The organism is Allobosea sp. NPDC055353 (assembly GCF_053644975.1).
The window spans coordinates 1,473,797-1,486,189 of sequence record NZ_JBSHMC010000002.1 but is presented as its reverse complement, the minus strand read 5'-3'; the positions used below and the strand labels follow the sequence as shown (position 1 = coordinate 1,486,189).

The following is a 12,393-nucleotide window of genomic DNA, read 5'->3' as shown; positions in this document are numbered from 1 at the left end:
TTGGGTATCGCGCTTCCCTAGAACTGCACCCTCAAGCCCACCAGCGAGACGTTCGCGGTGTAATCGGAGCCCTGCGCCGTCGAGTTCAGGCGCTCGTGGGTGAAGCTCGCGCGCACGGCGAAGGTGCGCGTCAGCTTGTATTCGAGCCGCGCGCCGACATTGGTGTAGTCCTCGCGCAGGCCCTGGCCGTCATATTCGGTGCGGCTGAAATTGGTGAAGCCGGTGACGGTGAGGTTGCGGCGCAAAGCATGCGCCACTTCCAGCGTCGCGCGCCGCACGGTCGTGCCGGAGGAACCGGCGATCGTGGTGTCGCCGAGCTCTGCACCGCCGCGCAGCGTGACCGTGGTCAATGGCGTCGGCGACCACAGCACCGCGGCATCGCCGACGAAGCCGCGCAGGTTCTTCAGGCGCGTATCCTCGTAATTGCGATCTTGATAGCCGCCCGAGACTTCGCCGGTGAGTTGCCGGCTGATCTCGAAGGTGGAGCCGACGCGTCCGGTCAGGCCGTTCGAGGAGCGCATGTAGCCGCTCGAATCGCTCTTCTCGTCGAATTCGCGCTGGTCGATCTCGGCCTGGACGAAGGGCTTGAAGCCGGGTGTGACCTCGTAGGCGGCGCGCAGGCGCAGGCCGTACTGCGTCTGGTTGCGGTCCTTCTGCGACAGGATCGCGCCGTTGGAGAGACGAGCGTCCTCGTAGTCGCTGCGGTCGACCGATCCGCGCAAGGTCAATTGCAGCCGGTTGATGTCGTGGCTGATGCCGGCCGAGCCACCATACTGGTAGATCTGCGGGCGGCCGGTCACGTCGGCGGTCAGGTCCGGCGAGCCCGGCCGCTGCGTGTCGAGCCTGAGCCGCGATTCCAGCAGGATGCGGGTGTCGCGGGTCACATCGAGCCGCAGGTCGAGATTGCCCTCGGCATCCGGCCGTGACGCATCCTTGTTGCGGAAGAATTCGAGATAGCCGCCGCGCAGCTGGCCCTTGAGCTCATGGACGTTCCAGTCGGACTGGATCGCCAGCTCGCCCTCGTGCCGGCTATAGGCCGAGCCCTTGGTGCCCGGCGCCGACGTGCGCTGCGGATTGGTGTCGTAGCCGATCGAGTTGGTGATCGCGGGGCGCAAGGTGATCGAGCCGATCCGGATGCCGAGCGCGGCGTAAGGGTCTTCCTCGCTTGCGGTGCGGCGCCGGGGTGGCGGTGGCGCGGGAGGCGGAGGCGGAGGCAGTACCGAGACAGCCGGCTGAGGCGGCCGGAACTGGCGTTGGGTGACGCCGCGCAGTGTCGGCGCCTGGATCGGCTGGCTGGCGCGCGGTGGCTGCCGCCCCGAAACCGCCGACCCCTGCCGCTGGACCAGCCCGGCGGGATCGCGGACGGCTTCCGGCTCGGCGGTGGTGGGCGTCAGATCGGGCTGCGGAGCTGCGGGCTGCTGCGCGACGTAAGCCGGCGTGCCGGTCCTGAGATTGCCGCGCGGCATCTGCTGCGCCTGCGCCGTCGAGCAGGCGAGCGCCAGCGCGGCCAGGGCCGTGCCGGACAGAAGCAGGGTCGTCGCGCGGCCGGACACGGGCGTCGCAGGGCTCCAGAAGACGGGGCGCGCGGATTTCGCGCATGGTTAATGGAGTTAGAACGAACAGGGTTAAGGAGCCGTCAACGCTGGCCGGGCCTGTCGGCAGACGGTGGAAATGGCTGGCGCGGCCGTGCTACAGCGCGGGCCATGACAGCCGATATCCGCGACTCCGCCCTCCGCACCATCGCCACCGAGCGCGCCGGGCTCGACGCCCTTCACGCTGCGTTGGCGGACGGGCTGGGCGGACCCTTCGCCGCGGCCGTTGCGATGATCCGCGGTTCGAGCGGGCGGGTGATCGTCTCCGGAATGGGCAAGTCAGGCCATGTCGGGCGCAAGCTCACGGCAACGCTGGCCTCGACCGGCACGCCCGCGCATTTCGTCCATCCGGCGGAGGCGAGCCATGGCGATCTCGGCATGGTCCAGCCCGAGGACGTGGTGATCGCGCTGTCCTGGTCGGGCGAGGCGGTCGAGCTGGCCGCGCTCGTCGGCTATACCCGCCGCTTCCGCGTCGGGCTGATCGCCATCACGGCCAATGCCGAGAGCACATTGGGGAAGGAGGCGGATATCGCGCTCGTCCTGCCCAAGGCGACGGAGGCCTGCCCGAATGGGCTCGCGCCGACCACCTCGACGACGATGCAGATGGCGCTCGGCGATGCGCTGGCGGTGGCGCTGCTGGAGGCCCGCGGCTTTTCGCGGCAGGATTTCTTCGTCTACCACCCTGGCGGCAAGCTCGGTGCGCAGCTCAAGACCGTCGAAAGCATCATGCATCGCGGCGCCGACCTGCCGCTGATCGGGCTCGACACGCTGCTGCCGGACGTGATCGCGATGATTTCGGAGAAGGGCTTTGGCTGCGCCGTGGTGATGGACCTGGACGGCAAGCTCGCCGGTGTCGTCACCGATGGCGATCTGCGGCGCAAGACGGCGATGGCCGGCGGCGCCTCGCTCCGGGCGCGCGACATCATGTCGGCCAATCCGCGCCGTGTCGGGCTCGATACCCTCGCGGTCGAGGCGCTGGAGCTGGTCAATCGCAGCCGGATCACGGCGCTGATCGTGGTCGATGCCGAAGATCGTCCGGCCGGGCTCGTCCATGTCCACGACCTGCTGGCGATGGGCGTGGCTTAACCCTTACACCACCATCAGATCGCAACGCTTTTCCAGATTCGCGGGGAACCCTCTCCCGGAGGGAGAGGGCAGGGTGAGGGGACGGCCGTTAGACGTTTTGGCTAAGCTCCAACCGCAGTGCCTGTTGGGGCAGTGCTCAACTGGTCCATGGGCCGACACCTCACCCCTACCCCTCTCCTTACAGGAGAGGGGTTCCCCGCGTTTCCTTGCGTCCTCTCTTGCCGGGTGCTTGTTGCTTCCTATCTAAAGCTCTAGAAGCTATAGATTTTGGAGGATGTCATGACCACAATCGCCACGCTCGAACGCGTGATGCCGATCGGCGCGCTGGCCGATCGCACCGGGGTCAAGGTCGAGACCATCCGCTATTACGAGCAGGTCGGTCTGCTGCCGCCGCCGGAGCGCTCCGAGGGCAATCAGCGTCGCTATGGCCGGCGCCATGCCGAGCGCCTCGCCTTCATCAAGCATGCGCGCGATCTCGGCTTCGCGGTCGAGAATATCCGCACCCTTCTGAAGCTCTCGGATACGCCGGGCATGGCTTGCGACGAGGCGCATGCGATTTCGGTCGCCCATCTCGACGAGGTCCGCGACAAGATCGCGAAATTGCGCTCGCTGGAGAAGGAATTGGAGCGGATCGCCACGACCTGCTCGGGCGGCGTCGCGGCTTGCGATTGCGCGATCATCGAGGCCTTGGCCGATCATGGGCAGTGCGACCACGCTCATCATTGAGGCGCGCGGGCAGATCGGAAATCTGCCTTGCCTCTCGTCTCCGGGCTGAAAAGGCTTAAATAGGATTCCTGCCGGGCGGCTTTTGCGCTGCTCTGCCACGCAATCCGGGAGGGCGCGATGACGACATGGCCCATGCCGCAGGGGGACGGACTCCGAAAAGGGAACAAAACCCGATTCTGCCGGAGTCAGCGATTCGGCCCCGCTTCGTTCCAGACTCGTTCTTATCGAGCCTCTATCTGAGGCCTGTATAACCCCGTCCACGCTCCCGCCCGCATGGGCGGGCGAGAAGATCGGCTCCTTCGCCTTGCTTCCTTTCCGTTCGCTGCCGCCCGCCGCCCGCGCCAATAGCGTCACGGCCGTGCTGGGCCCGACCAATACCGGTAAGACCCATCTCGCCATCGAGCGCATGGTCGCCCATCCCACCGGGATGATCGGCCTGCCGCTCCGGCTGCTCGCGCGCGAGGTCTACCAGCGCGTGGTCGACAAGGTCGGCCCCGAGGCCGTCGCGCTGGTCACCGGCGAGGAGAAGATCAAGCCGGAGAGGCCGCGCTTCTGGGTCTGCACGGTCGAGGCGATGCCGCGCGACCTCGCGGTCGATTTCGTCGCGATCGACGAGATCCAGCTCGCTTCCGATCTCGACCGCGGCCATGTCTTCACCGACCGCCTGCTGAATCGGCGTGGCAGGGCCGAGACCATGCTGATCGGCGCCGCGACGATGCGTCCGCTGATCGAGCAGCTCATGCCGGGCGTGAATGTCGTTACCCGCCCGCGCCTGTCGCAGATCACTTTCGCCGGCGACCGCAAGATCACGCGCCTGCCGCCGCGCTCGGCCATCGTCGCCTTCTCGGTCGAGGAGGTCTATGCCATCGCGGAGCTGATCCGCCGGCAGAAGGGCGGAGCGGCCGTGGTGCTGGGCGCGCTCTCGCCCCGCACCCGCAACGCCCAGGTCGAGATCTACCAGTCTGGCGACGTCGATTATCTCGTCGCGACCGATGCGATCGGCATGGGGCTCAATCTCGACGTCAATCACATCGCCTTCGCCGCGGACAAGAAGTTCGACGGGCACCATTACCGCAAGCTCCACCCCGCCGAATTCGGCCAGATCGCCGGGCGCGCTGGCCGGCATCTGCGCGACGGCACCTTCGGCACCAGCGGGCGCTGCCCGCCTTTTGAGGCGGAACTGGTCGAGGCGATCGAGAATCACCGCTTCGAGCCGATCCGCCAGATGCAGTGGCGTAATTCCGATCTCGACCTGCGCTCGATCGCGGGTCTTCTGGATACGCTGAACCTCCAGCCCTCCGAGCAGGGGCTGACGCGCGCTCTGATCGCAGAGGACATGTCGACGCTGGAAATCCTGGCGAAGGACCCGGATATCGCACGCCTGGCACAGGGGCGCGCGGCGGTCGAGCGGCTTTGGGAGGTCTGCGGTCTGCCGGATTACCGCAAGATTTCGCCGATGCAGCATGCCGATCTCGCCACGACGCTGTACCTCAGGCTGATGCGCCATGGCCGGCTCGATGCCGACTGGTATGCGGCGCAATTGGCCGCGCTCGACCGCATGGATGGCGAGATCGACACGCTCTCGGCGCGGATCGCGCAGGTCCGGACCTGGACCTTCGTCGCCAACCGTCCTGACTGGTTGCCTGATCCAGAGCATTGGCAGGGCATGGCGCGTCTTGTAGAGGACAAGCTGTCCGATGCTCTGCACGAGCGTCTGGCCCACCGATTTGTCGATCGGCGCACCAGTGTCCTGATGCGCCGCTTGCGGGAGAATGCGATGTTGGAGGCTGAGGTCACCGCGACGGGCGACGTGCTCGTCGAGGGCCAGCATGTGGGGATGCTGCAGGGCTTCCGCTTTACGGCGGATCCGAAGGCCGGGGGGCCGGAGGTCAAGGCCCTGAACCTGGCGGCGATGAAGGCGCTCGGCTCCGAGATCGAGGCGAGGGCGGCGCGCGTCGTGCTGGCGGGCGACGATGCCTTCCTGCTGTCGCATGACGGGCTGGTGCGCTGGACCGGCGAGCCGGTCGCGCGCCTGACCGCCGGCGAGAAGGTGCTTGAGCCGCGGCTGCGCCTGCTGGTGGAAGAGCATCTCACCGGCCCCGCACGCGAGCAGGTCGAGGGCCGGCTCAATCTATGGCTGAAGAATCACGTCACCCGCCTGCTCGGCGCGGTCCAGATTCTGGAAGCGGCCGAGAACGTCACCGGCATCGCGCGGGGTATCGCCTATCAGGCGGCCGAGGCGCTGGGCGTGCTCGAACGCGCCAAGGTCGGCGACGAGATGAAGGCGCTCGACCAGGAGGGTCGCGCGGCGCTGCGCCAGCTCGGCATCCGTTTCGGGGCTTTCCACATCTATATGCCTGCGCTCCTGAAGCCGGCGCCGCGCGCGCTCGCCGCCCAGCTCTGGGCGCTGAAGCATGGCGGACCGGAGACGGCCGGGCTCGACGACATCGCGCATCTCGCGGCGTCCGGCCGCACTTCCTTCCCGGTCGACAAGGCCGTGCCGAAGGGGCTCTATCGCGCTGCCGGCTACCGCGTCTGCGGCGAGCGGGCGGTGCGCGTCGATATCCTGGAGCGGCTCGCCGACCTGATCCGCCCGGCGATCGCCTATCGTCCCGGCGTCACGCAAGGGGTGCCGCCGACGGGCGCCGCCGATCAGGACGGCTTCGTCGCCACCGGCGCCATGACCTCGCTCGTCGGCTGCGCCGGCGAGGACTTCGCCTCGATCCTGCGATCGCTCGGCTATGTCTCGGTCAAGCGTCCGGGCCCTGCGATCACCGTACCGCTGGCGCCGCCCCCGGCTGCGACCGAGCCGGCCCAGCCTGTCGTTGCCCCGGCGGCGGAAGCGGGTACGGAGGATGCCGCTACGGAGGGTGAAGTCGCAACCGCGCAGACCGAGGCTGAACCCGCTGCCGCGGCCGAAGGCCCGAGCGAGCCGGCGGCTGCGCTGAACGAGGATGCTCCGGCGGAAGGCGAGGCTGTTGTTGTCGAAGCGCCTGCGGTCGAGACGGCGGATACGCCGATCCTGACCGAGGCCGAGCTGGACACGGTGCGCGAGCCAGTGCCGGCCGATGCGATGGTCGCGCTGCCAGCTGCTGAGGAGGCGACGCCTGCCGAAGCTTCTGTTGGCGAAGCCCCTGCGGCCGAGGCTCTTGCTGCCGAGGTCGCTCCTGCCGAGCCCGAACTGATCGAGGTCTGGCGGCCGCATCGTCACCAGGGCGGGCGCCGGCCCGAACAGGGCAATCCGCGTGGCCGCCGCGATGGTGAGCCGCGTCGCGAAGGGGGCGAGCGTCGTGGTGGCGACCGGCCGCAGCGCAAGGGGCGCCCCGGCGGTCCGCGTCGCGACGGACGGCCCGACAACCGACCGGCGGCAGCCGCCGGCGGCGAGGGCGCGCCGGCACAGCGCCAGGAGCGCCAGGGCGAGCGTCCGCGCCGCGACGACCAGCCGCAGCGGCAGGGCCGGCCTGAAGGCCATCGTGGTCCGCGTCCCGATTTCAAGCGTGACGGCCGCCCCGGTGGTCCGCGTCGCGAGGAGCGGGGTGGGGCCGAACGCTTCCAGCAGGCGCCGCGTCCGCGTCCGGCCAATCGCGAGCCGGACCCGGATTCGCCCTTCGCCAAGCTCGCGGCCCTGAAGGCCCAGCTCGAAGGCGGCAAGAACTGAAGCGGAGGAGGCGCGGGCGGCTTGCAGGACGATCGTCAGCGCCTCGACAAATGGCTCTGGTTCGCGCGCTTCGCCCGCAACCGCCCGGCAGCCGTGCGCCTGGTGGAGGACGGGCATGTCCGGATCGAGGGGCGTCGCTGCGACAATCCGGCGCAAGGCATCAAGCTCGGAGCGGTGCTGACGCTCGCCTTGCCGCACGCGACCGTGGTGGTCAGGGTCCTCGGCTTTGCCGAACGGCGCGGCTCCTTCGCGGTCGCCCAGGAACTCTATGAGCGGCTCGACGGCGGCAGCGGCGATGCGCCGCTTGCGGAGGCGGGGGGCGAGGATTAAATCCGCGCCCTGTCGGGCGGCAGGCGCCGAAAGCGGGCCGGAGGGTAAAATCTTCTCCGCGGCACGTCCCGAATGACAAATCGTTCTGCCTAAGATCATCAAAACGACCTTGAAACCTGCGCCGGGCAAGGGTTTATGGGGCTGTTTAGAAGCGTTGGAAGGGCCGGCCCATGACCTATGTGGTCACCGAGAACTGCATCAAGTGCAAGTACATGGACTGCGTCGAGGTCTGCCCGGTCGACTGCTTCTATGAGGGCGAGAACATGCTCGTCATCCATCCCGACGAATGCATCGATTGCGGCGTCTGCGAGCCGGAATGCCCGGCCGAGGCGATCAAGCCGGATACCGAGCCGGGCCTCGAAAGCTGGTTGCAGATCAACGGAAAATTCGCCGCGAGCTGGCCGAACATCACCCAGAAGAAGGACCCGCCGGCCGACGCCAAGGAATTCGACGGCGTCGCCGGGAAGCTCGAGATGCTCTCGCCGGAACCGGGCGAAGGCGACTGATCCGGGCGGGCGTTTGCCGGCCGCGCTGCATTAACCACGACCTCGCCATGCTGCCGCAGAGGAACGCCGTCCGGCGTTTACCTTTGATTCGGCGTGTTTTTTGTGTTACAAGCTAGCCTTAGTCGAAGTCGTTCCGCATGCCCCTGCGAGGTTCCTGCAATCGGGGCGCCCCCAGAGATCACAGACGATGAAAGAGCCGGCTTTGCCGCCGGGGCTTCGATCGTCGTTCTCGGCAGGGCACAATGAAACAATCGACTAGGGAGCGTGAAGCGGTGCGTTCTTGAAGCGTCGCGTCAGGCGGAAGCCTCCTGCCAACCGGCCGGAGGCTAAATCATCACGCGCTCGCGTCGAGCGGGCCGGTCAGGAGTCGTAACGGCATGTCTACTGCGAAGAAAGCTGTTGTGCGCCATGGTTTCAAGACGGGCGAGTATGTCGTCTATCCGTCCCATGGTGTCGGTCAGATCACGGCGATCGAGGAGCAGGAAGTCGCGGGCTTCAAACTTGAGCTGTTCGTGGTGGGCTTTGCCAAGGACAAGATGACGCTGCGTGTCCCGACCGCCAAGGCCGCCAGCGTCGGCCTGCGCAAGCTCGCCGATGCCGACTGCGTCACCAAGGCGCTGACGACGCTCACCGGCCGCGCCCGTGTCAAGCGCACCATGTGGTCGCGCCGCGCGCAGGAATACGAAGCGAAGATCAATTCCGGCGACCTCGTCGCCATCGCCGAAGTGGTGCGCGACCTCTACCGGTCCGAGGCCCAGCCCGAGCAGTCCTATTCCGAGCGCCAGCTCTATGAAGCCGCCCTCGACCGCATGACCCGCGAGATCGCGGTGGTCGACGACATCACCGAGACCGAGGCGCTCAAGAAGATCGAGGGGCAGCTCGCCAAGTCGCCGCGCCGCCTCAGCAAGGCCGAGGCGGAAGCCGAGGCCGAGATGGAAGGCGACAACGACGATCTGGCGGAAGAGGCCGCCTGAGCGGTTCGTTCCTTATCGTTTCGAAAAACCCGGCGGGCGACCGCCGGGTTTTTTGTTGGGTTGAACCGGGCGTGACCTAAGCCGTCCCCGTTCCCGCCTTCAGGAAAGCGACCGTCTTCGCCCAGGCCTGCTTGGCCGTCGCGGCGTTGTAGCGCTCGGCGCTGGTGTCGTTCATGAAGGCGTGGTCGACATCGGGATAGACGATGGCCTCGTACTGGATGCCGGCCGCCTTCAGCGCCTTCTCGTAGTCCGGCAGCATCTGGACGAGGCGGGTGTCGCGCGAGGCCTGCTGGATCAGGAGACGCGCCTTGATCTGCGGCACCTTGGCGAGATCGGGCGAGCGCCCGTAAAAGACCACGCCCGCTGAGAGTTCCGGAGCTGAGACGGCGAGATCGTTGACCGAACCACCGCCCCAGCAGAAGCCGACAGCGCCGGTCTTGGCCGTGGCATCCGGCCGCGAAGCCAGGTATTTCAACGCGGCGCGGCCTTGGGCGACGACCGTTTCGACCGAAAGCTGCGGGAAGAGCGCGCGCGCGGCGTCCGGGTCGCTGGGCGTGCCGCCGAGCGGGGTGAGGAAATCGAGCCCGAGCGCCGTGAAGCCCTCCAGCGCCATGCGGCGGGTGATGTCCTCGATATGGGGATTGAGGCCGCGGTTCTCGTGGATGACGAGGACGCCGCCGCGCTTGGCCTCGGCCTTGGGCGTGACGAGATAGCCTTTCAACGCCACACCATCGACAGTCTGGTCGAGCCTGCCTGCCGTGATGCGGGCGTCATCCGGCGCGACCTGCTGGGCCTGGGCATAGTTGGGCTCCAGCAGGGCGAGCGCGGCTTCCGCCGCCGCCGTGGTGCCGGCGATGGCGAGCAGCCGGTTCATGAAGACGCGGCGGTCGAGCGGCTTGTGCGTATATTCGTCGTAGAGTTCGACGATCCGGCGATCGAGCGCCATCCTTGCCTCCCTTGAGCATTGCCTTGCGACGATCATAGCGCTGGCCGGGGGCAATGGAGGAGGGGCCTTCGAAGGCTCGCGGCCTTGTGAAGGGGCGCTACTCGGCGACGACTTTGTAGCGCTGGCCGGGCGTCAGGGCGGCGTTGCGATCGAGCCCGTTGAGCAGCTGGAAGAGCTCGCCCGGCCGGTCCTGCTCGGGCATGCGCTCGGCCATGGCTGCGATGGTGTCGCCGGCCTCGGCCGCGACCAGGCGGATCTGCATCGGGCGGACGGCCTGAGCCTCGGCGGGCGTCATCATCCGGAAGCTCTCGACGATGCTCCGCATCTGCCGTTCCGGGTCGCTGCCACCGCGTGCCGCCAGGATGAAGCGATAGACCCGGTCGCCGATCTGGACGGCGGCGAGCCTGAAGGTCCAGTCGGTGCCCTTGCCGTGGGCGAGGATGGCCGATTGCCCCCCGATCTCGGTCTTCTCGATGCCGGTCGTCTCGACGCCCTCGATCCAGCCGGCGGCGACATAGGATTCCAGCGTCTGGCCGCTCTTCAGGGTGACGGAATCGAAGCGCAGGGCCTGCGCGCCATTGGCGCTGACGCCGATGACCATGTCCTGGGCCGCCTCCAGGCTGAAACCATCCGGCGCGCTGAAGGCGATGCGCAGCGCACTGTTGAGATAGCGCCGGCCGCGGACCACGCCGTCGCGCGGGTCGTCGCCATAGGCCAGGCCCTCGATCGCGTTCAGCCAGCGATTGGCATCGCGCTCGCCGATGCCGGGCGCGGCGATCTGGCGGGCCGCAGCGGTGACGGCGGCGATGCGCTCGGGCGTCTGCGGATGGCTGGAGAGGATGTCGAGGCGCTTGTCGTCGGCGCTCTGGTTCTGGCCGCTGCTGCGGAAGGCTGTGTTGCGGCCGAGCGTGGCGAGGAAGCGCCCGGCGCCATAGGGGTCGTAGCCGGCGCGGGAAATGTTGCGCACGCTGATCTGGTCGGCGGTGAGTTCCTGCTGTCGCGAGAACTTGGCGAGCGAGAGCTTCGAGCCGGCGCGCACGGCGGCGCCGCGCCCCGGGTCCTTCAGGACCTGCGAGACGACCTGGCTGACGAGCGCCGATTCCGCTTCCTTCTCGGCGCGCTCGACGGCGTGCTGCGCTGTGACATGCGCGATCTCATGCGCCAGCACGGAGGCGATCTCGGAGGTGTCGTTGGCGAGCGCCAGCAGGCCGCGCGTGACATAGAGCCGGCCATTGGGCAGCGCGAAAGCGTTGACCACCGGGGAATTCAGGATGGTGATCTCGTAATGGCCGATCTGGCCCTCGCCGGCCTTTGCCAGACGCTGAACGACCTCGTCGAGGACGGCGCGAGCGCGCGGCGCGCGGTATTCGCCGCCGAAGGCCGTGAGCAGGCGCTGGTGCTCCTGGTCGGAGGCGCGTTGGACCGTGCTGATACGTGGCGCGATCTCGCCTTCGGAGGTGGTGCTCGCCGGTAGCAGAGGGCTCTGGTCGCCGAGGCAGCCGACGAGCAGCAGGCCGGGCAGCACGATGGCTGCCAGCCGCTTCGAATATCGCGAAAACGATGCTCGCCAGAACTCCAGCATGTCCTCAGTCGATCAGTTCCAGTGCCGAACGGGATGCGACCTCAAGCAGGAGGCCGTCGCGCCCGGCAAGGACACCATAGGCACGCAGCCGTTTACCGCCGAGATGGCTCGCGGTCCAGCCGGCGCGCTTCAGTTCGCGCCAGAGACTGCGCGACAGGACGACCGAGGCAGCCTCTCTCGGGCGGCGGGAGAAGTTCAGGTAGGTCCGCTGGGAACGCTCGCCGACCGAGGCGATCCGGCCTTCCAGCATGACGTAACGTCCCTCCTGCGCCTTGACCGCGGCGAGATCGTGGCCATCGACCGCCGTCAGCGACGCAGGTTGCGGCCCAGATGTTACCGTCGCCTGAACGGAGGCCTCTTGCGGTGTCTCGCAGGGGGACGAACCGGATTCGTGCAGGGGCAGGGCGACGCCTTGCCGCAGCAGATGCTGTGCGAGGTCCAGCGTCGGTTCGCCAGGCGACATCGGCGGGATCGTCAGCCGTGCCGGCAACCGCCCCCAGCGGTCGGGCTCGCCGAGGACGGTCAGGCCGAGCGGGCGACCGAGGAAGCCGCGCAGGCCTGCATCGAAACGCGATGCTTCCTCGGGGCTCTGGCGCGGCGCGAGGCCGACGAGCCGCAATCGGCGCCCATCGGCCAGCAGCGGGTCCCCGGCGGGGTCCAGGCCGGATAATCGCACGGTCACGACGGCTTCGGCGGGCGCGCAGCCGGAAGCAGCCCGCGCCGGCGGGGCGGCAAGGGTCGCGAATATGACGATGACAAGAAGGGACTTCACCCGCATCGCGATTATGCTACACGGAGTTTCGTGCGTCCCGGTAGCTCAGCAGGATAGAGCAACGGTTTCCTAAACCGTAGGTCAGGGGTTCGAATCCCTTCCGGGACGCCATTTCGCCTTTGGCGCGGCGATCACTGCGGCGCTTTGCGTCGGGTTCCGGGTCGGCGCCGTCCTCGCGACTTATCCGGAATGACGGTGCTTCCGCCCCAAAGCTCCATGCT

Annotated in this window: 10 protein-coding genes and 1 tRNA gene; 7 read left to right on the top strand and 4 right to left on the bottom strand. The window is 67.9% G+C overall.

Going from position 1 to position 12,393, the window contains the following annotated elements:
• Positions 1–17: 17 nt before the first annotated feature.
• Complete coding sequence (locus ACWIEX_RS20370) at positions 18–1,553, bottom strand: outer membrane beta-barrel protein (RefSeq protein WP_454034778.1); 1,536 nt, start codon at positions 1,551–1,553, stop codon at positions 18–20.
• A gap of 150 nt (positions 1,554–1,703) precedes the next feature.
• On the opposite strand from ACWIEX_RS20370, the gene ACWIEX_RS20365 reads away from it, so the two are divergent.
• The 6 genes from ACWIEX_RS20365 to ACWIEX_RS20340 all read left to right on the top strand — a co-directional run bounded on the left by ACWIEX_RS20365 (position 1,704) and on the right by ACWIEX_RS20340 (position 8,872).
• A complete protein-coding gene (locus ACWIEX_RS20365; RefSeq protein ID WP_454034777.1) occupies positions 1,704–2,678 on the top strand; it encodes a KpsF/GutQ family sugar-phosphate isomerase in 975 nt (324 codons plus the stop codon).
• 306 nt (positions 2,679–2,984) lie between these two features.
• A complete protein-coding gene (locus tag ACWIEX_RS20360) occupies positions 2,985–3,404 on the top strand; it encodes a MerR family transcriptional regulator (RefSeq protein ID WP_091860771.1) in 420 nt (139 codons plus the stop codon).
• A 304-nt stretch (positions 3,405–3,708) separates the two neighbouring features.
• Positions 3,709–7,062, top strand: coding sequence for a helicase-related protein (locus ACWIEX_RS20355; RefSeq protein WP_454034776.1), 3,354 nt, complete (start codon positions 3,709–3,711; stop codon positions 7,060–7,062).
• A gap of 21 nt (positions 7,063–7,083) precedes the next feature.
• Positions 7,084–7,392 (top strand): RNA-binding S4 domain-containing protein, encoded by a 309-nt coding sequence (locus ACWIEX_RS20350; protein WP_454034775.1) that lies wholly within the window; start codon positions 7,084–7,086, stop codon positions 7,390–7,392.
• Between the two features lie 170 nt (positions 7,393–7,562).
• Entirely contained in the window at positions 7,563–7,898 is a 336-nt protein-coding gene (fdxA, locus tag ACWIEX_RS20345; RefSeq protein ID WP_061971311.1) for a ferredoxin FdxA, read from the top strand.
• Positions 7,899–8,275: 377 nt separating this feature from the next.
• Complete coding sequence (locus ACWIEX_RS20340) at positions 8,276–8,872, top strand: CarD family transcriptional regulator (protein ID WP_454034774.1); 597 nt, start codon at positions 8,276–8,278, stop codon at positions 8,870–8,872.
• Positions 8,873–8,948: 76 nt separating this feature from the next.
• Here ACWIEX_RS20340 and ACWIEX_RS20335 read toward each other — a convergent pair whose 3' ends face one another.
• From ACWIEX_RS20335 to ACWIEX_RS20325, 3 genes are all read right to left on the bottom strand, one after another.
• The gene (locus ACWIEX_RS20335) at positions 8,949–9,818 is read right to left on the bottom strand and encodes a dienelactone hydrolase family protein (protein WP_454034773.1); all 870 of its coding nucleotides are present in this window, start codon (positions 9,816–9,818) and stop codon (positions 8,949–8,951) included.
• A gap of 97 nt (positions 9,819–9,915) precedes the next feature.
• Positions 9,916–11,400, bottom strand: a complete 1,485-nt coding sequence (locus ACWIEX_RS20330; RefSeq protein WP_454034772.1) for a M48 family metalloprotease — start codon at positions 11,398–11,400, stop codon at positions 9,916–9,918.
• Between the two features lie 4 nt (positions 11,401–11,404).
• Complete coding sequence (locus ACWIEX_RS20325) at positions 11,405–12,172, bottom strand: hypothetical protein (RefSeq protein ID WP_454034771.1); 768 nt, start codon at positions 12,170–12,172, stop codon at positions 11,405–11,407.
• A 34-nt stretch (positions 12,173–12,206) separates the two neighbouring features.
• On the opposite strand from ACWIEX_RS20325, the gene ACWIEX_RS20320 reads away from it, so the two are divergent.
• Positions 12,207–12,283 (top strand) — tRNA-Arg (locus ACWIEX_RS20320).
• The last annotated feature ends 110 nt before the right edge of the window (positions 12,284–12,393 follow it).

Coding starts and splice junctions, on each gene's coding strand:
- ACWIEX_RS20340 (WP_454034774.1), top strand. CDS start 8,276: ATGTCTACTGCGAAGAAAGCTGTTGTGCGCCATGGTTTCAAGACGGGC.
- ACWIEX_RS20365 (WP_454034777.1), top strand. CDS start 1,704: ATGACAGCCGATATCCGCGACTCCGCCCTCCGCACCATCGCCACCGAG.
- ACWIEX_RS20335 (WP_454034773.1), bottom strand. CDS start 9,818: ATGGCGCTCGATCGCCGGATCGTCGAACTCTACGACGAATATACGCAC.
- fdxA (WP_061971311.1), top strand. CDS start 7,563: ATGACCTATGTGGTCACCGAGAACTGCATCAAGTGCAAGTACATGGAC.
- ACWIEX_RS20330 (WP_454034772.1), bottom strand. CDS start 11,400: ATGCTGGAGTTCTGGCGAGCATCGTTTTCGCGATATTCGAAGCGGCTG.